Source organism: Microbacterium sp. 05N427, assembly GCF_056397105.1.
The window spans coordinates 43,420-59,791 of the sequence record NZ_JBFTMT010000019.1 but is presented as its reverse complement, the minus strand read 5'-3'; the positions used below and the strand labels follow the sequence as shown (position 1 = coordinate 59,791).

The 16,372-nt window shown below is 69.5% G+C and carries 20 protein-coding genes, 2 tRNA genes and 1 pseudogene; 14 read left to right on the top strand and 9 right to left on the bottom strand.

All coding sequences use genetic code 11. The features are described 5' to 3' along the window. Positions 1 to 26: 26 nt before the first annotated feature. Positions 27 to 653: a LysE family transporter gene (locus AC1DG4_RS16455; RefSeq protein WP_477378980.1), complete on the bottom strand. Its 627-nt coding sequence runs from the start codon at positions 651 to 653 to the stop codon at positions 27 to 29. A 95-nt stretch (positions 654 to 748) separates the two neighbouring features. Between AC1DG4_RS16455 and AC1DG4_RS16450 the strand changes: the two genes are divergently transcribed. Together AC1DG4_RS16450 and AC1DG4_RS16445 are read left to right on the top strand one after the other, a co-directional pair. After that, positions 749 to 1,012 (top strand): hypothetical protein, encoded by a 264-nt coding sequence (locus AC1DG4_RS16450; RefSeq protein WP_477378978.1) that lies wholly within the window; start codon positions 749 to 751, stop codon positions 1,010 to 1,012. Between the two features lie 149 nt (positions 1,013 to 1,161). Next, positions 1,162 to 1,857 carry a phosphatase PAP2 family protein gene (locus AC1DG4_RS16445; RefSeq protein WP_477378976.1) on the top strand — a complete coding sequence of 232 codons (696 nt, stop codon included), beginning with the start codon at positions 1,162 to 1,164 and terminating at the stop codon, positions 1,855 to 1,857. Positions 1,858 to 1,874: 17 nt separating this feature from the next. Here AC1DG4_RS16445 and AC1DG4_RS16440 read toward each other — a convergent pair. After that, positions 1,875 to 1,946, bottom strand: a tRNA-Arg gene (locus tag AC1DG4_RS16440). Between the two features lie 45 nt (positions 1,947 to 1,991). Between AC1DG4_RS16440 and orn the strand changes: the two genes are divergently transcribed. The 3 genes from orn to pdxR all read left to right on the top strand — a co-directional run bounded on the left by orn (position 1,992) and on the right by pdxR (position 4,218). Then, positions 1,992 to 2,618, top strand: a complete 627-nt coding sequence (gene orn, locus AC1DG4_RS16435) for an oligoribonuclease (protein ID WP_477378974.1) — start codon at positions 1,992 to 1,994, stop codon at positions 2,616 to 2,618. A gap of 36 nt (positions 2,619 to 2,654) precedes the next feature. After that, positions 2,655 to 2,730 (top strand) — tRNA-His (locus AC1DG4_RS16430). 111 nt (positions 2,731 to 2,841) lie between these two features. Beyond that, positions 2,842 to 4,218 carry a MocR-like pyridoxine biosynthesis transcription factor PdxR gene (gene pdxR, locus AC1DG4_RS16425; RefSeq protein ID WP_477378972.1) on the top strand — a complete coding sequence of 459 codons (1,377 nt, stop codon included), beginning with the start codon at positions 2,842 to 2,844 and terminating at the stop codon, positions 4,216 to 4,218. A 16-nt stretch (positions 4,219 to 4,234) separates the two neighbouring features. Here pdxR and AC1DG4_RS16420 read toward each other — a convergent pair whose 3' ends face one another. Further along, on the bottom strand, positions 4,235 to 4,864 hold the full coding sequence (locus tag AC1DG4_RS16420) for a LysE family translocator (protein ID WP_477378970.1): 630 nt from the start codon (positions 4,862 to 4,864) through the stop codon (positions 4,235 to 4,237). A 252-nt stretch (positions 4,865 to 5,116) separates the two neighbouring features. Between AC1DG4_RS16420 and AC1DG4_RS16415 the strand changes: the two genes are divergently transcribed. The 6 genes and pseudogenes from AC1DG4_RS16415 (at position 5,117) to AC1DG4_RS16390 (ending at position 7,669) form a co-directional block, all read left to right on the top strand. Then, complete coding sequence (locus AC1DG4_RS16415) at positions 5,117 to 5,578, top strand: hypothetical protein (RefSeq protein ID WP_477421349.1); 462 nt, start codon at positions 5,117 to 5,119, stop codon at positions 5,576 to 5,578. A gap of 12 nt (positions 5,579 to 5,590) precedes the next feature. Further along, the gene (locus AC1DG4_RS16410; RefSeq protein ID WP_477378967.1) at positions 5,591 to 5,782 is read left to right on the top strand and encodes a hypothetical protein; all 192 of its coding nucleotides are present in this window, start codon (positions 5,591 to 5,593) and stop codon (positions 5,780 to 5,782) included. 254 nt (positions 5,783 to 6,036) lie between these two features. Beyond that, positions 6,037 to 6,435 (top strand): annotated as a pseudogene (locus AC1DG4_RS16405) (GNAT family N-acetyltransferase); the annotation flags it as partial. Positions 6,436 to 6,549: 114 nt separating this feature from the next. Beyond that, positions 6,550 to 6,897 (top strand): metallopeptidase family protein, encoded by a 348-nt coding sequence (locus AC1DG4_RS16400; protein WP_477379335.1) that lies wholly within the window; start codon positions 6,550 to 6,552, stop codon positions 6,895 to 6,897. Then, positions 6,894 to 7,190 (top strand): ATP-dependent Clp protease adapter ClpS, encoded by a 297-nt coding sequence (gene clpS / locus AC1DG4_RS16395; RefSeq protein ID WP_477378965.1) that lies wholly within the window; start codon positions 6,894 to 6,896, stop codon positions 7,188 to 7,190. Before AC1DG4_RS16400 ends, clpS begins: the two co-directional genes overlap by 4 nt. Before the next feature lie 5 nt (positions 7,191 to 7,195). Then, a complete protein-coding gene (locus tag AC1DG4_RS16390) occupies positions 7,196 to 7,669 on the top strand; it encodes a DUF2017 family protein (protein ID WP_477378963.1) in 474 nt (157 codons plus the stop codon). Between the two features lie 4 nt (positions 7,670 to 7,673). Here the strand turns inward: AC1DG4_RS16390 and AC1DG4_RS16385 are convergent, their stop codons facing one another. The 3 genes from AC1DG4_RS16385 to dinB form a co-directional block, all read right to left on the bottom strand. Further along, positions 7,674 to 8,255 carry a nucleoside/nucleotide kinase family protein gene (locus tag AC1DG4_RS16385; RefSeq protein ID WP_477378961.1) on the bottom strand — a complete coding sequence of 194 codons (582 nt, stop codon included), beginning with the start codon at positions 8,253 to 8,255 and terminating at the stop codon, positions 7,674 to 7,676. Then, positions 8,239 to 8,571 carry a hypothetical protein gene (locus AC1DG4_RS16380; protein WP_105688804.1) on the bottom strand — a complete coding sequence of 111 codons (333 nt, stop codon included), beginning with the start codon at positions 8,569 to 8,571 and terminating at the stop codon, positions 8,239 to 8,241. Before AC1DG4_RS16380 ends, AC1DG4_RS16385 begins: the two co-directional genes overlap by 17 nt. Before the next feature lie 79 nt (positions 8,572 to 8,650). Beyond that, on the bottom strand, positions 8,651 to 9,904 hold the full coding sequence (dinB, locus tag AC1DG4_RS16375) for a DNA polymerase IV (RefSeq protein WP_477421348.1): 1,254 nt from the start codon (positions 9,902 to 9,904) through the stop codon (positions 8,651 to 8,653). Between the two features lie 124 nt (positions 9,905 to 10,028). On the opposite strand from dinB, the gene AC1DG4_RS16370 reads away from it, so the two are divergent. Together AC1DG4_RS16370 and AC1DG4_RS16365 are read left to right on the top strand one after the other, a co-directional pair. Next, complete coding sequence (locus AC1DG4_RS16370; RefSeq protein WP_045270543.1) at positions 10,029 to 10,403, top strand: SPW repeat protein; 375 nt, start codon at positions 10,029 to 10,031, stop codon at positions 10,401 to 10,403. A gap of 67 nt (positions 10,404 to 10,470) precedes the next feature. Continuing rightward, positions 10,471 to 11,088 carry a TetR/AcrR family transcriptional regulator gene (locus AC1DG4_RS16365; protein WP_477378957.1) on the top strand — a complete coding sequence of 206 codons (618 nt, stop codon included), beginning with the start codon at positions 10,471 to 10,473 and terminating at the stop codon, positions 11,086 to 11,088. Between the two features lie 33 nt (positions 11,089 to 11,121). On the opposite strand, the gene gatB is transcribed toward AC1DG4_RS16365, so the two are convergent. The 3 genes from gatB to gatC are packed head-to-tail and all read right to left on the bottom strand — an operon-like array spanning position 11,122 to position 14,485. After that, on the bottom strand, positions 11,122 to 12,636 hold the full coding sequence (gatB, locus tag AC1DG4_RS16360; protein ID WP_477378954.1) for an Asp-tRNA(Asn)/Glu-tRNA(Gln) amidotransferase subunit GatB: 1,515 nt from the start codon (positions 12,634 to 12,636) through the stop codon (positions 11,122 to 11,124). Further along, positions 12,636 to 14,189: an Asp-tRNA(Asn)/Glu-tRNA(Gln) amidotransferase subunit GatA gene (gene gatA / locus AC1DG4_RS16355; RefSeq protein WP_477378952.1), complete on the bottom strand. Its 1,554-nt coding sequence runs from the start codon at positions 14,187 to 14,189 to the stop codon at positions 12,636 to 12,638. Before gatA ends, gatB begins: the two co-directional genes overlap by 1 nt. After that, complete coding sequence (gatC, locus tag AC1DG4_RS16350; protein ID WP_477378950.1) at positions 14,186 to 14,485, bottom strand: Asp-tRNA(Asn)/Glu-tRNA(Gln) amidotransferase subunit GatC; 300 nt, start codon at positions 14,483 to 14,485, stop codon at positions 14,186 to 14,188. The genes gatA and gatC overlap by 4 nt, the downstream gene beginning before the upstream one ends. 114 nt (positions 14,486 to 14,599) lie before the next feature. Between gatC and AC1DG4_RS16345 the strand changes: the two genes are divergently transcribed. Further along, a complete protein-coding gene (locus AC1DG4_RS16345) occupies positions 14,600 to 16,300 on the top strand; it encodes a long-chain-fatty-acid--CoA ligase (protein WP_477378948.1) in 1,701 nt (566 codons plus the stop codon). The last annotated feature ends 72 nt before the right edge of the window (positions 16,301 to 16,372 follow it).

Here is a 16,372-nt window from a genome sequence, read left to right as displayed (position 1 = left end):
GCCCGCTCGGAACCCCGCCCAGCCGGTCAGTGCACGAGAAGCAGGAGCGCCGCCACCGCGATGAACAGTACGCCGAAGACGATGTTGAGCGTGCGCTGACCTCGCGTGCTGGAGGTGAGCCGGCGGAAGCCCTGCGCCGTCGCGGCGAACACGAACCACATCACGATCACGTCGATGACCACCGTCGTCCCGATGAGGATCAGGTACTGCGGCCAGGGATCGCGGTCCAACCGGATGAACTGCGGCACGAACGCCAGGAAGAACACGATCGCCTTGGGGTTGAGCAGATTGACCCAGAATCCGCGCCGCAGCATGGGCCATCGGCCTTCGGCGGGGCGCAGTGCCTCGGCTTCCTCGACCGCCTCCGGCACGCGCGCGATGATCAGCCGGATCCCGAGGTAGACCAGGTATGCCGCCCCGACGTACCTGACCGTCTCGAACAGCCAGGGGACGCGCGCCACGAGCAGCCCGACGCCCGCGGCCACGATCGCGACGTGCACGACGAGCGCGAGCTGCTGGCCGACGATCCCCCAGATCGAACGCCGCCATCCCTCGTTCAGGGAGTTGGTCATGGTGTTGATCGCGCCCGCGCCCGGCGTGAGGCTGATCACCAGGCACGCCACCACCAGCGAGAGCCATACAGTCACGGTCACCAGCACAGTGTAGGGACTTGTCCGGGCGCCCGGGTCGCCGGCGTCTCCGGCGAATGTCGGTGGCCGTCCTTATGTTCGAAGGAGAAGGAGGAACCATGACCACGAACACCACCCCCGCACCGACCATCCGCTGGGCGACGCCCGTTCTCACCCGCTCCGTCGAAACGCTGCAGCCCGCCGGCGAGTGCCTCTGGCGCGTGCTGGACCGCCGCGGAGCGATCCGCGGGCACCTGCGGATCATGCCGCACGACCTCGGCCTGCGCTATCGCGCCGAGCGCCTGCACCTCTCCTCCGGCACGTTCCGCATCGTCGGCGACTTCTGGAGCGCCGACGACGCCGTCGCCGCGCTGCGCTACTGACCGCGTCTGCGCAACGCAGCCTGGCGGCCCTCGCGTTTCTTGGCCAATCCTTAGGCGATGCATCGGAACATGGATCCGGCGCACGCGAACCGGCGGGCGCCCGCCTCCGGTGCTGCCATCGCGAGGAACACAAAGGATGAGGTTCCCCCATGACTGAGCTGCGACGCACCCGCACCCGGCCACTCACCGGCATCGAGCGCCCCTCACCGCGCCCCCTGGTCGCCGTGGCCGTCGCGGTCATCGGCGCCGTCGCCGTGATCGTCCTCGGGTTCGCGATGAAGGCGACGCAGGCCGATCAGAGTCTCGTCGTCGCCCTCAACAAGACGCACACCGGCCTGTGGGGCACGATCGGCAACGCGATCTATCGCGGCATCGAGCCGCTCCCCGCGGTGGTGATCACCCTCGTGATCGCCGGAATCGTGTGGGCGGTCTCACGCTCGCTGCGCACCGCGCTGCTGTTCGGGCTCACCGTCGCGCTCACCTGGCTGCCCGTCGCGGCCGTCAAGATCCTGGTCGATCGCCCACGCCCCGATGCATCCCTGCTCGCCCACCCGTTCTCGCCGCTGCAGACAGACGGCTCGTTCCCGAGCGGTCACACCGCCTACATCGTCGCGCTGGCGATCGCATTCTGGTTCCTGCTCCGTGGCACCCGGTACGCCTGGCTGCCCATCGTGCTCGGTGTCGTCGCCACCGCGGTGATCGGCCTCGCCGTGGTGAGCGACGGACTGCACTTCCCCACGGATGTGCTCGGATCCGTCATCTGGGCGCTGACCACGGCCGCCGCCGTGCGCTGGCTCATCGTCGACGTGATCGCCGCGCGGGTGGGGCGTCGATCCGCGACCTGAGCCACGGAGAGAACAAGTGCCCCCGGCAGGATTCGAACCTGCGACCAGCGGATTAGAAGGCCGCTGCTCTTCCGCTGAGCTACGGAGGCGCCCCTCCAGGCTAGCGCGTCGGTGGCGCTCAGTAGGATGGCCGCATGGTTTCTTCGTCCGAGAACGATCGTCTGGTCTGGATCGACTGCGAGATGACGGGGCTCGATCTCGCAATCGATGAACTCGTGGAGATCGCCGTCGTAATCACCGACTTCGAGCTGCGCATAGTAGATCCCGGGTTCCAGGTGGTCATCCGCGCGAGCGACGCGGCGCTGACGCAGATGAATGATTTCGTCACGAACATGCACCGAACCTCGGGCCTGTACGAGGAGATCCCGGGCGGCGTTCCCCTCGCCGAGGCGCAGGAGCAGACGCTCGCCTACATCCGGCGGTTCGTGCCGCAGGAGCGCAAGGCGCCGTTGGCCGGCAACACGATCGGCACCGACCGCATGTTCCTCGCGAAGTACATGCCCGATGTCGACCATTACCTGCACTATCGCAACGTCGACGTCTCCAGCATCAAGGAACTGTCGCGCCGCTGGTACCCGCGCGTCTTCTTCCACGCTCCGGCCAAGGACGGCGGCCACCGCGCGCTCGCGGACATCCTCGAGTCGATCCGCGAGCTGGAGTATTACCGCCGTGCGGTGTTCATCGACCAGCCGGGACCCACGACCGAAGAGGTCCAGGCGACGTCGGACGCCGTGGTGTCAGAGTTCGCCTCAAACCTGTAATACACTTGTCAGGTTGCCCGCTCCGGCAGGCACATGGTGGCTATAGCTCAGTTGGTAGAGCACCGCGTTGTGGTCGCGGGGGCCGCGGGTTCAAGTCCCGTTAGCCACCCCACCGAAAAGGCTCGGATCCGCATGGATCCGAGCCTTTTCCCTCTCTCCGCACCGCCCGTCGAGACGCAGATGTCGCGAGCTGCGCGGGACGCCGGATAGGCTCCCCAGTCAGATGACCGGATCCGACTTCCTCCGCTTGGACCCGCGCGACGCTCCCTCCCGCGGGCGCACCGCGTGGCTCACCGCACAGATCCGCGCCGCGGTCGCCGACACGACTCTCCGCGCCGGCACACGGGTACCGCCGAGCCGCGAACTCGCCGAGGAGCTCTCGTTCTCCCGCGGCGTCGTCGTCGAGGCCTACCGTCGCCTGACCGAGGAGGGGCTGCTCATCACGAACCGGGGAGCGGGCACCCGGATCGCGGCGGCGGTTCCTCCGCCCGTCCGCCCACGCCGGCTCGCCGAACCGATCGACGCCGTGGAGCCGCTCCAGATCTCCGAGGGAGCACCCGATCTGAGCGCGTTCCCCCGGGCGGCCTGGCTGCAGGCCGAACGCCGCGTCCTTGCGACGGCGACTGCTCGCGACCTCGGCTACGCCGATCCGCAGGGCGTACGCCCGCTGCGGGACGCACTGGCCGGATGGCTCGCACGCCGCCGTGGCATCGTCGCACCCCCGGAGCGCATCATCGTCACGGCAGGCGTCACGGGCGCTCTCAGCCTGATCGCCCAGACCATGCGCGAGCGGGGCGCGACCTCGTGCGGCATCGAGGACCCGAGCGCCGACGGGAACCGTCGCATCCTCGGATACTGGCTGGACGAGCTGCGCCCCGTTCCCGTGGACGGCGACGGCATCGACGTCACCGCGCTTGAGGCGAGTGGCGTCCGCGCCGTGCTGACCACGCCGGCGCATCAGTTCCCCACCGGCGTCGTGCTCTCCCCCGAGCGCCGCCGAGAGCTCATCGCCTGGGCAGAGCGCACGGACGGCGTGATCATCGAGGACGACTACGACTCGGAGTACCGCTACGACCGTGCACCCGTCCCCGCCCTGCAGGCGAGTGCGCCGGAGCGGATCCTGCACATCTCCAGCCTCTCCAAGGTGCTCGCCCCGGCGCTGCGGATCGGCTGGATGATCGCTCCGGAGAGCTGGTCCGACGATCTCGTACGCCGGCGCTGGGCGACGGATCTCGGCTCGCCCGCCCTGCCGCAGCTCGTCCTGGCCGAGCTCATCGGCACCGGCGTGCTCGAGCGCCAGGTGCGGCGACTCCGGCTCCGGCACCGGCAGCGCCGCGACGCCGCGGTCACCGCGATCCGCGCGCACATGCCAGGGTGCCGCGTCGAGGGCATCGCCGCCGGCCTTCACGTCCAGGTGATGCTGCCGAACGGCGTCGACGACGCCGCTCTGGCAGAGCGCGCCGCCTTCGAGGGGATCGCGGTCAAGCCGCTCTCGGACTACCGCTTCTCCCCCGGCCCACCGGGTCTCGTGATCGGCTACGGCCCCCACTCGAGCGCCCGGCTCGCGTCCGCGATCGCGACGCTCGGCCGCCTCCTCTGATCCCGTCGGGTCGCTCTCACCGGGGTGTGATCGCCAGGAGCACGGCCAGCACGACGAAGGTCAACGCGAAGCCACGGCCGAGGAGCCGGTTCACCCCGGGACGCGCTCGCACGAGATCCCGCACGCGCGCGGCGCCCGCACCATAGGCCGCGAAGATCACGAACGTGATCCCCATGAACGCCGCGCCGAGGCCCGCCATCCTCAGCAGGCCGTCAGACGCTCCGACATCCACGAACATCGGYAGGAACACGAAGAAGAAGATCGTGAGCTTCGGGTTCAGCAGATTGACAAGGACCGCATCGCGGACCACCCGTCCGAACGACATCCTCGACGGCGCAGAGCCGTCCTCCGTCTCGGCGGTCACGGCGAGCCCGCGCTCGTCCCGCCACATGCCCCAGGCCATATAGAGCAGATAGGCCACGCCCATCCAGCGGATGACGTCGAACAGGACGGGATTCGCCGCCATCACCGCAGCGGCGCCGGACAGCGCCAGCGCGAGGTGCGGCAGGATCCCCAGGGTGCAGCCGACCGCCGCGATGATCCCCGCTCGAACGCCCCGGGACAGCCCTGCAGCGATCGTGAACAGGGCACCACTGCCCGGGGTCGCCGTGATCACGATCGTCGTCACCAGGAAGCTCGTATCCATGCCCTCAGCCTGGAGGACGTCTGGACCGCGCAGAAGATCCAAGAGTGCTGCATTGTCTAGGTCCAAAGGATTCGACGCCCGCGAGGAATCCGCATGGAGGGAGAGACAAAATGACAGACCGGACAGATGCCGCCACCCTCGAAACCTCAGGTCAAGGTACGAATCGAACTTCGGTGCCCCTCCTTGTCCCCCGAAAAGGGGACAGCGTTGCGGCGACTTCACCTCCATCCTGTTCGCGATCCAGCCGGGATCATGAACAGAAGGAGAGAACTCAGGATGATGTTCCGTAGAAACGTCATTGGCGCACTCGTTGCAATAGGCATTCTGCTGGCCAGCGGACTCGCCGTCACGGAATCAGCCAGCGCTGCGGTGGGTGATCGGCGACCGACGTTTGTTCAGATGCACGCCAAAGCGGTGGACGCCATCACGAGAGGGGCTCGCACCCGAGCGATCTGCAATCGATCCCAGAACTGGGATGGGAAGGATCCTCGGAAGTGCAAAKGAATCTACGAGGTGTTCGATCTCACGTCCCCACAGCATGGCGGGAAGACGATCATGTTTCTTCAGAACCCCGGGACGAACGTGTGGAACGCCATCGCCAGAGGGTACGCTGCGACCCAGAAATGGTGCGCGAGCAACAGCTTCACCTGTGCGGTCGTCACCAGTGTGGGGGTCAGCCTCGTCGGGGGCTGGATCAAGGCTGCGATGGGCTGAGGGGCCAAACACATGAAGTTTCTCAAAGGCGCCGGCCTCACCTTCACGTTGTTCCTGATCTCGGCCCTGGTCTTCTGGGCGCTCGGCGGTTCCTTCGGTCTTGCACCGATCCTCGCTATGGGCACGATCGCGATTCTCGGAGCCGTCGCGATCGGTCATCGTCCGGCAGGAAAGAAGCGCGGCAACCGGCCCGTCCGCCGCTGATCCGTGCTCCATCGAAGCCCCTGCCACGGACAGCCCGCGGCAGGGGCTCTCAGCCGGCGATCATTCTCCGACCGTGGCCCCGCACAGGTGCCGATCGATGAAATCGCCGTAGAGGCTCGCGTGACCCAGCGCACGATCCACGCGCAGTCCGCAACCGGACCGATGTCTCCCCGCCAGCGTCGAGCGTCTCCGTGACCGGACGCTGCACCGCCCCTCGCGGCCGACCGCTCCCGTAGGCCGGATAGCATCGAGGCATGGCTTCATTCGTCCGCGCCGCGACCGATGCCGACCTCGCGAAGCTGGCCGGGATCGAGGACGAGGCCGACGCCGTCTTCATCCCCCTGTTCGGCGCCGCGCTCGCCGGGGACGCCCCCTCAGGCGACGCTCGCGCGGCGGAGCCGGGCTTCCTCCTCGTCGTCGCGGAGGAAGAGGACGGCGCGCCCGTGGGCTTCGTGCACGTGCTCGAGGAGGACGGTCACGCGCACCTCGAGCAGCTCTCCGTACTGCCCGCGCACGCGCGCCGCGGCCACGGGCGCGAGCTGGTCGAGGCGGCTCTCGACGAGGCGGCCGGCCGTAGCTACCACGCCGTCACCCTGCGCACCTTCGCCGATGTGCCATGGAACGCGCCGTTCTACTCCACCCTCGGATTCGCGGAGGACGACGCCCCCGACAACCCGTTCTATCGGGCGCTCCTCGATGCCGAAGAGCGGATAGGGCTGAACGCTCTCGGACGACGCGTGCACATGACGATCGAGCTTTCCGGCGGCATGGAGATGGATCCGGAGGCGTTCGAAGAGCTCGTCGCGGACGAACTCGACCGTCTGCCGGACGAGATGGTCGAGGGTCTGGAGAACCTGGTCTTCGTCGTCGAGGACCGGCCGGAGGACGGGTCCCTGGACCTGCTCGGTCTCTACGACGGCCTCGCGGTCACCGAGCGCGGCAACTACGGCATGGGAGAGCTTCCCGACCGGATCATCGTCTACCGCGAGCCGCACCTCGCGCAGAGCGCCGACGAGGCGGAGCTGCGCAACGAGGTGCACACCACCCTCGTGCACGAGATCGCGCACTACTACGGGATCGATGACGCGCAGCTGCACGAGCTGGGGTGGGCATGAGCGCTCCGCTTCTCACCCCCGACGTCGACGAGCAGCTCGACCTGCAGGCCGCGCCCGCCGTGCCGTGGGAGCTCGTCGTCTGGGACGACCCGGTCAACCTCATGAGTTACGTGGCGCGTGTGTTCCGGACGTACTTCGGCTATCCGAAGGATCGGGCGACCCGCCTCATGATGGCGGTGCACAACGAGGGCCACGCGGTCGTGGCGATCGGCCCGCGCGAGACCATGGAGGTGCACGCGCAGGCGATGCACGACTACGGGCTGTGGGCGACCGTGCGCCGGGCAGGAGAGTGAGCGGGATGACCGGATCCGGGATCCGGCTGCCGATGCAGTCCATCGAGGCCCAGCATCTCGCCGAGCTCGTCGAGCAGTTCCTCGACCTGCTCCGCGAGACCGAGCTCGGCGCGGACGCCGCTCTGAACCGTCTCACCCCCGCGGCCTACCCGGAAGACGCCGACGCGTCGGCCGAGTTCGCGGATGCGACCAGCGCCGAGCTGCTGGACAGGCGTGCCGCCGACGCCCACGTCGTGCAGCACGGCCTCGCCTCGCGGGGCGAGGATCCGGATGTGCGGGACGAGCTGGTGCTCGCCCCCTCCGAAGTGGACGCCTGGCTGCGCACGCTCGCCGCGCTGCGGCTCGTGATCGCCTCGCGGCTCGGCATCGAGGACGACCCCGCGCCCGACCCGGAGGATCCCCGGCTGGGCGTGTACGAATGGCTGGGCTACCGACTGGATCTGCTCGTCGAAGCCGCGGACGAGCTCGACGGCGTCTGAGCGGTCACGGGATCGAGACCACCAGCGTGGCGAAACCGATCGGGTCGTCCCGACGGATGTGCGCCACTTCCTGCGCGGCCCAGCGCTCCCAGTGCGGCCGGAAGAGCTCCCCGTCCCTGTCCAGCGCCCTGCGCTTGCGGCTCGCCTCGGGCGATTCCACCCACACCCGCACGTCGGCGATGCGCGCCGCCCGGGGCGTGAGCGCGCCGCAGCCTTCGAGGATCACACCGCGCGAGGGATCCACCGCATAGCTCTCTGCATACTCGCCAGCGTCCCAGTCGTAGCGCTGCCAGGTGCCGACGAGGTCGCGCCCGTGCGGGCGGAGGATCTGCTCATACGCGCGCTCGACCCCGGCGTCCATGCCGTCCCAGCCCGGGTAGATCGAGTCGAGCGCGATCAACTGCGGGTCCGTGCGCAGCGGCCAGTGCTCCGCGAGCAGCCGGGCGAGAGTGGACTTTCCTGCGCCGCTGCGCCCGTCCACGAGCACCACCGGATTCGAGGCCTGCACGGCGCGAACGGCGTCTGCGATCCGGGAGACCGCGACGCTCAGCGCACGTGCGACCGGATCGTCACTTCTTGAGGGCACGGATGATGCGGGAGATCGCGCGCCCCGCAACCCAGACGAAGGGCACAGCCACGGCCAGCAGGGAGACCAGGTTCGGCTCGAACCGCAGCCCCTCCTCGCGCCGCACATACACGCCGAGCGGGATCGCGATCCCGCCACCACCGCCGCCCTCGCCCTCGGCCGTGCCCTCGGCACCGCCGGAGCCCCCGCCGAAGCCGGAGAAGGTCAGGGCGACCGGGGTGAACGATGCACCGTCCACCTCCTGCGTCTCGCCGTAGGCGCTCTTGACGCCGAAGGACGCGGAGTTCTTGCCAAGCTCGAGTGCGATGTGCGGCATGCCTCCACGCTAGCCCACCCGCGCAGCGTCGACCACCGGCCCCGCTGCCGCCCGGGCACGGCCAGGCAACGTTCCGGGCTCAATCCAGTCCATGCGCGCGGGGATGCGGCGCCGCCCCACGCCCGGCCCGCGCGCCGAGATGCCGGGCGCGCGTGACCATCCCTGATCCGAACTTCGCCTGGGCGCTGTCGAGCGCGTCCTCGACCCGACGCCACTCGGCGTCGTCGTCCCACAGCCCCAGCGCCCCGCCGGCATCCGTCAGACGCTCGGCGCGCACCCCCACGAGTCGCACCGGGTCGCGCCGGTCGATCGCCTCGAAAAGCGTGCGGGCGACCTCGCCGATCCGCTGGCCGACCGACGTCGGCTCGGGAAGCGTCTGGGAACGGCTCACCGTCGTGAAATCCGAGAAGCGGATCTTGATCGCCACCGTCCCGGCCTCCCAGCCGGCCCTGCGCAGTCGTGCGGCGACCCGGTCGGCGAGGCGCAGCAGTTCGGAGCRCAAAGCCTCCCGGTCGGCGACGTCGATGTCGAACGTCTCCTCGTGCCCGATGCTCTTCTCCACCCGGTTCGTCTCGATGCCCCGCGGGTCTCGCCCCTCGGCGAGATCGCTCAGGCGCTGAGCGAGCGCGGGGCCGACCGCCCGTTCGAGGGCGGACACGGGAGTGGCCCGGATGTCGCTGATCAGCCGGATCCCGCGCGATTCCAGGGTCTCCGCGGTCTTCGGCCCGACGCCCCACATCGCGCGCACCGGTTTGGTGGCGAGGAAGTCGAGCGTGTCGGCCGCGGCGACGATGAGCAGTCCGTCGGGCTTGGACATGGTCGAGGCCATCTTGGCGACGTGCTTGGTGGCGGCGACGCCCACGCTGCAGCTGATCCCCACCTCGTCCTGCACACGCTCCCGGATCATGGCGCCGATCCGGCCGGGACTCCCCCAGAGCCGCCGTACGCCGCGCACGTCGAGGAAGGCCTCGTCGATCGACAGCGGTTCGACGAGCGGGGTGACCTGCTCGAAGATCGCCATGACCTTCTGCGACACATCGCGGTATTTCGTGAAGTCCGGCGGCACGATCCGCGCCGTCGGGCAGAGCCGGATCGCCTGCGCCACCGGCATCGCGGAACGCACGCCGTAACGCCGCGCCTCGTAGGATGCGCTCGAGACCACGGAGCGCCCATCGGGAGAACCGATGATCAACGGAAGCCCGCGCAGCGACGGCTCGTGCAGCACTTCGACGGCGGCGTAGAACGCATCCATGTCGACGTGCAGGATCCCCGTCCCGCTGTCGTCGGCGCCGGGCGCCGAGACGATCCGCCCTGATCCGTCGCCTCGTCCCATGCACCCATTCTCGCGGAGGCCGCCGACATCGGATCCCGGCGTTTTGACCGGTCGGTCAATCAACGCGGTAGAGTGGTTGCGACCCCCATTCGGGAGCCATCTGACTGCAAGGAGGATGAGTTCTATGAAGAAGTGGACACGCTGGCAGGACTGGGTGGCCGTCGCCGCCGGACTGGTCGCGGTCGTGGCGGGCATCATGATGACGCCCGGCATGGGCATGTCGATGACCATGATGATCGTCCTGGGCGTTCTGATGATCGCTGCCGGGGTATGGAGCCTCGCAGCTCCCGGTCTCGTGTCGATGGAGTGGATCCTCGCCGCGATCGGCGCGCTGCTCTTCATCTCCCCATGGATCGGCTCCTACGCCGGAGATGCGGGGCCCGCGTGGACCTCGTGGATCTGCGGAGCCGTCTGCGCGGCCGCGGGGCTCTGGGCACTGGTGCCCGCTGAGAAGGCCCACCGCGCGTCTCACGGCGGCCCCACGGCGGCTCACGCGTGACCTGCTGGGTCGCACAGGGTGCGGGACGCGGGGAGACCCCGGTTCCGCACCTCCGTGAGGAGGCGCCATGACCGAGGACTCCGACGCCGGAGACGCTCGCACGCGGATCCTCGATGCCGCCGAGGTCCTGTTCGCCCGGCACGGCTTCGACGGAACGTCCACGGCGCGGATCGCGCGTGCCGCCGCCGTGCCCAAGGGGCTGCTCTTCTACTACTTCCCGGCCAAACCCGAGATCCTCGCCGCGCTCATCGATGAGCGCCTCGGCACCGCAGCCCTCGATACGGGGCCGCTCGCCGTACGCGGAGACCCCGTTCAGACGCTCATGAACGTGGGCGAGCGCGTTCTGCAGGACCGGGAGGCGTCTGATGTGCTGCGTGAGATCCTCTGGCACGAGTCCCACGTGCGCCCCGAGGTCGCGACAGCGCTCTCCCGCTACCGGCGTGCGCTGCACGACACGGTCGAGCGCGCACTGACGGCCTGCCTGCCCGCCGGAACGGATCGTGGTGCCCTCCGGGCCGCCGCCGACGCCTGGTCGGCGACGATCACCGCCCGACCGCTCGAGGCCGCCTCCGAGGGGAGTCCGCAGGAGCAGCGGCGCAGATTGCACGAACCGGCCAGCCTGCGAGCGATCGCACGTCTCCTGGGCGCGGGACTTCAGGCAGCCGCTCTCAAGGGCGCGTCGTGAGCGCCGCACCCTTGAGAGCGTCCTGAGCGGTTCCTACTGCGCGGCGCGCTCCAGGATGAGCTCGCGCACGCGGGCGGCGTCCGCCTGTCCCTTCATCGCCTTCATCACTGCGCCGATCACGGCGCCGGCGGCCTGCACCTTGCCGTCCTTGATCTTGGCCATCACGTCGGGCTGAGCGGCGAGGGCCTCGTCGATCGCGGCGATGAGCGCGCCGTCGTCGGAGACGACCGCGAGCCCACGGGCGTCGACGACCTGCTGCGGGGTGCCCTCGCCGGCGATGACGCCCTCGAGCACCTGGCGTGCGAGCTTGTCCGTCAGCGTACCGGCGTCGACGAGCTGCTGGAGCGCGGCGACCGATGCCGGGCCGATCAGCGATCCGGCGTCGACCTCGCGCTCGTTGGCGATGCGGCTGATCTCACCCGTCCACCACTTCCGCGCGGCGTCGGCGGTCGTGCCCGCGGCGATGGTCGCCTCGACCTCGTCGAGCAGGCCGGCGTTCACCACACCCTGGAACTCGATGTCACCGAAGCCCCAGTCGGCCTTGAGGCGACGGCGACGCGCGACAGGCTGCTCAGGCAGTACGGCACGCAGCGCCTCGACGAGAGCAGGGTCCGGTCGGACCGGAAGCAGATCGGGCTCCGGGAAGTACCGGTAGTCGTCCGCGTCGGACTTGGGACGTCCGGGCGAGGTGGTGCCGGTGTCCTCGTGCCAGTGCCGGGTCTCCTGCGTGATCGTGCCGCCGTCGGCGAGGATCGCCGCCTGCCGCTGGATCTCAAAGCGCACGGCGCGTTCCACGGACCGCATCGAGTTGACGTTCTTCGTCTCGGTGCGGGTGCCGAGCTTCTCCTGGCCACGGGGACGCAGCGAGACGTTCGCGTCGCAGCGCAGGTTGCCGCGCTCCAGGCGCGCCTCGGAGATGCCGAGGCCGCGCACGATGTCGCGGATCGTGGCGACGTACGCCTTCGCGATCTCGGGCGCCCGGTGCTCGGCGCCGAAGATCGGCTTGGTGACGATCTCGACGAGCGGCACGCCGGCGCGGTTGTAGTCGACGAGCGAATACTCCGCGCCCTGGATGCGACCGGTCGCCCCGCCCATGTGGGTGAGCTTGCCGGCATCCTCCTCCATGTGCGCGCGCTCGATCGGGATCGTCACGAGCGTCCCATCCTCGAGCTCGACCTCGACGGATCCCTCGAACGCGATCGGCTCGTCGTACTGCGAGATCTGATAGTTCTTGCCCAGGTCGGGGTAGAAGTAGTTCTTCCGCGCGAACCGGCAGGACTCGGCGATCGAGCAGCCGAGCGCGAGGCCCAGGCTGATCGAGGAGCGCACGGCCGTCTCGTTCACGACCGGGAGGGATCCGGGCAGTCCCAGATCCACCGGGGCGATGAGCGTGTTCGGCTCCGCGTCGTGGTTGCGCTCGTTCGCCGGGTTCGGGGCGTCGGAGAACATCTTGGTCTCGGTGTTGAGCTCGACATGCACCTCGAAGCCGAGCACCGGCTCGAACAGCTCGAGCGCCTTGTCGAAGTCCATGAGCTTCACGGCGGCCATCAGATGCCCTCTCCAATCGGTCCCTGTGCTTCGACAGGCTCAGCAACCGTCCGAAGGGCTGGGGCTCGGTCGAGCAGCGGCCCGCCCCAGGCGTCGACGAGCAGCGTCTCCAGCGCGGCGCCGACCCGGTACAGGCGGGCGTCTTCGCGGGCGGGGGCGAGGAACTGGATGCCGACCGGCAGGCCGTCCTCCTCCGCCAGGCCCGACGGGATCGAGATCCCAGGCACGCCGGCGAGGTTCGCCGGGATCGTGGTGAGGTCGTTGAGGTACATCTGCAGCGGGTCGTCGATCTTCTCGCCGAGCTTGAACGCAGTGGTCGGCGCGGACGGCGTCGCGATGACGTCGACCTGGGCGAACGCGGCGTCGAAGTCCTGCTGGATGAGCGTGCGCACCTTCTGCGCGCTGCCGTAGTACGCGTCGTAGTAGCCGGCAGACAGGGCGTAGGTGCCGAGGATGATGCGACGCTTCACCTCGGGGCCGAAGCCGACCTCGCGGGTGAGCGACATGACGTCCTCGACCGTGCCGCCGCCCTCGGGCGTGACGCGCAGGCCGAAGCGCACCGAGTCGAACTTCGCCAGGTTGCTGGACGCCTCGGCGGGCAGGATCAGGTAGTACGCCGCGACGCCGTACTCGAAGTGCGGGGCTGAGATCTCGACGATCTCCGCGCCCTGCGCCTCCATCTGCTTCAGTGCGGCGTGGAACGAGCTCGCGACTCCGGCCTGGAAGCCGGAGTCGGGCAGCTCCTTGATCACGCCCACCTTGAGCCCCTTGAGCACCTGCCCGGTCGCCCCTTCGCGGGCGGCGTCGGCGAACGACGGCCACGCATCGGGGAGGGACGTGGAGTCCTTCGGGTCATGACCGCCGATCACGTCGTGCAGCAGTCCCGCGTCAAGGACCGTACGGGCGACAGGGCCGACCTGGTCGAGGCTCGACGCGAGGGCGATCGCGCCGTACCGGCTGACGCCGCCGTAGGTCGGCTTGATGCCGACCGTTCCGGTGACGTGCGCCGGCTGGCGGATGGATCCGCCGGTGTCGGAGCCGAGGGCGAGCGGGGCTTCGAAGGCGGCGACGGCAGCAGCCGACCCGCCGCCGGAGCCGCCGGGGATCCGGTCCAGATCCCAGGGGTTGTGCGTGGGGCCGTACGCGGAGTGCTCGGTGGAGGATCCCATCGCGAACTCGTCCATGTTGGTCTTGCCGATTCCGACGAGGCCGGCTGCGCGCGCTCGGGCGACGACGGTCGCGTCGAACGGCGAGCGGTAGCCCTCGAGGATCCGGGAGCCGCTCGTGGACGGCTGATCCGTCGTGACGAGCACGTCCTTGATGGCGAGCGGCACACCGGCCAGTTCGCCCAGGCTCTCCCCCGCCGCCCGGCGACGGTCGACGTCGGCCGCCGCGTCGAGCGCGTGCTCGTTGACGTGCAGGAAGGCGTGCACATCGCCGTCGACGGCGGCGATGCGGTCGAGGTGGGCCTGCGTCGCCTCGACGCTCGACACCTCGCCCGCAGCCAGCTTGGCGCCGAGTTCGGCGGCGGTCCAGCGGATGATCTCGCTCACTGCTCTTCTCCCAGGATCGCGGTCACGCGGAAGCGGTCGCCGTCGGCGTCGGGTGCGTTCTGCAGCACCTGCGCGGTGGTGAGGGGCTGGCCCACGACGTCCTCGCGGAAGACGTTGTGCATCGCGATCGGGTGGCTCGTCGCGGCGACGTCGGGCGTCGCTACCTCGGAGACCTTCGCGATGTTGTCGACGATGGCGTCCAGCTGATCGGTCAGCTGCGTCACCTCGTCGTCGGAGAGCTGGATGCGCGCGAGCACGCCGAGATGGCGTACGAGATCAGGGGTGATTTCAGACACCAGGACAGTCTAGCCAGCGGGCTGTCGCTCCCCCGCTCGCAAGGGACTGCCGCTGCCCTTGATCGGGTTGCGCCCGCCGCAGCACGATCCCCGGGTGCGGCATAGGCTGAGCGGGTGACGACGTTCGTTCCTCCGCGCCCCTGGACCGCCAGCTACGCCGAGGGGGTGCCGGAGGATCTCGCCGAGGTCACCGGATCCCTCGTCGACATCGTCGAGGCGTCGGCCCGCGATTATCCGGACGCCCCCGCGCTGCAGTTCTTCGGGCGGACCACGTCGTACCGCGACCTGCAGGCGGCGATCGATCGTGCGGCCGCGGGGCTGAAGGCGCTCGGCGTGAAGGCCGGCGATCCGGTCGCGATCGTGCTGCCGAACTGTCCGCAGCACATCATCGCGTTCTACGCCGTGCTGCGCCTGGGCGCCGTGGCCGTGGAGCACAACCCGCTCTACACACCGCGCGAGCTGCGCAAGCAGTTCGAGGATCACGGCGCGAAGCACGCGATCGTCTGGAACAAGGTCGTGGCGAGCGTGCAGGAGTTCCCTGCGGATCTCGCCGTCACGAACCTCATCTCGGTCGACATCACGCGGGCGATGCCGGCGCTCACGCGGTTCGCGCTGCGCCTGCCGGTCGCGAAGGCGCGGGAGTCCCGGGATGCGCTCACCACCCGAGTGCGCGGCACGGTCACGTGGGAGTCGGTCGTGGGGTACTCCCCGCTCCCTCCGTCGCATCCGCACCCCTCGACGGCCGACCTCGCGATCATCCAGTACACGTCCGGCACCACAGGCACCCCCAAGGGCGCCTCCCTGACACACCGCAACCTGCTCGCCAACGCCGCGCAGGCCAGGGCGTGGGTGCCTGCGATCACCCGCGGGGACGGCTGCGTCGTCTATGCCGTGCTGCCGATGTTCCACGCCTACGGGCTCACGCTCTGCCTCACCTTCGCGATGTCCATGGGCGCGCGCCTCGTGCTGTTCCCGAAGTTCGACCCGGACCTCGTGCTCGACGTGGTGAAGAAGCACCCTGCGACGTTCCTGCCCCTCGTCCCGCCGATCGCGGACCGGCTGCTCAAGGCCGCGACCGAGAAGGGCGTGTCGCTCGCCGGCATCGACGTCGCGATCTCCGGAGCGATGGCGCTCCCGCACGAGCTCGTCGTCCCGTTCGAACAGGCCACCGGCGGCTATCTCGTCGAGGGGTACGGCCTGAGCGAGTGCTCGCCCGTACTCATGGCGAACCCCGTCGCGGACAACCGCGTCCCCGGCACCGTGGGTCTGCCGCTGCCCGGCACCGAGTGCCGCGTGGTGGATCCGGACGAGCCGACGACCGATGTCGAGCCGGGGCAGCCCGGCGAGCTCGTCGTCCGGGGGCCACAGGTGTTCTCCGGCTACTACGGCAAGCCGGAGGAGACCGAGGCCGTTTTCGCCGACGGGTGGTTCCGCACCGGCGACATCGTCACGATCGACGACGGCGGGTTCGTGCGCATCGTCGATCGGATCAAGGAGCTCATCATCACCGGCGGCTTCAACGTCGCCCCCACCGAGGTCGAGGGCGCGCTGCGCCAGCACCCGGACGTCCTCGATGCGGCGGTCGTGGGGCTTCCCAGCGAGCACTCCGGCGAGGAGGTCGTCGCGGCGATCGTCGTGGATCCCGGCAACGACGTCGACGTCGAGGCGATCCGCGAGTTCGCCCGCGGGATCCTCACGCCCTACAAGGTCCCGCGCCGCATCTTCGTCGTCGACGAGCTGCCGACTTCGCTCATCGGCAAGGTGTTGCGCCGCCAGGTCAGGGAGCGCCTGCTCGCGCTGACCTCCGGGAGCTGACCCCTCCCCCGTTTCGAAGTGCACGAACGGCTCGTTTCCAGCGATGGATCGAGCCGTTCGTGCGCTCTGGAC

Coding starts and splice junctions, on each gene's coding strand:
- clpS (WP_477378965.1), top strand. CDS start 6,894: ATGAGCGCTCCGCTTCTCACCCCCGACGTCGACGAGCAGCTCGACCTG.
- AC1DG4_RS16365 (WP_477378957.1), top strand. CDS start 10,471: ATGACCGAGGACTCCGACGCCGGAGACGCTCGCACGCGGATCCTCGAT.
- gatB (WP_477378954.1), bottom strand. CDS start 12,636: ATGGCCGCCGTGAAGCTCATGGACTTCGACAAGGCGCTCGAGCTGTTC.
- AC1DG4_RS16450 (WP_477378978.1), top strand. CDS start 749: ATGACCACGAACACCACCCCCGCACCGACCATCCGCTGGGCGACGCCC.
- AC1DG4_RS16400 (WP_477379335.1), top strand. CDS start 6,550: ATGGAGATGGATCCGGAGGCGTTCGAAGAGCTCGTCGCGGACGAACTC.
- AC1DG4_RS16445 (WP_477378976.1), top strand. CDS start 1,162: ATGACTGAGCTGCGACGCACCCGCACCCGGCCACTCACCGGCATCGAG.
- AC1DG4_RS16380 (WP_105688804.1), bottom strand. CDS start 8,571: ATGCCGCACATCGCACTCGAGCTTGGCAAGAACTCCGCGTCCTTCGGC.
- AC1DG4_RS16410 (WP_477378967.1), top strand. CDS start 5,591: ATGAAGTTTCTCAAAGGCGCCGGCCTCACCTTCACGTTGTTCCTGATC.
- orn (WP_477378974.1), top strand. CDS start 1,992: ATGGTTTCTTCGTCCGAGAACGATCGTCTGGTCTGGATCGACTGCGAG.
- pdxR (WP_477378972.1), top strand. CDS start 2,842: ATGACCGGATCCGACTTCCTCCGCTTGGACCCGCGCGACGCTCCCTCC.
- AC1DG4_RS16390 (WP_477378963.1), top strand. CDS start 7,196: ATGACCGGATCCGGGATCCGGCTGCCGATGCAGTCCATCGAGGCCCAG.
- AC1DG4_RS16370 (WP_045270543.1), top strand. CDS start 10,029: ATGAAGAAGTGGACACGCTGGCAGGACTGGGTGGCCGTCGCCGCCGGA.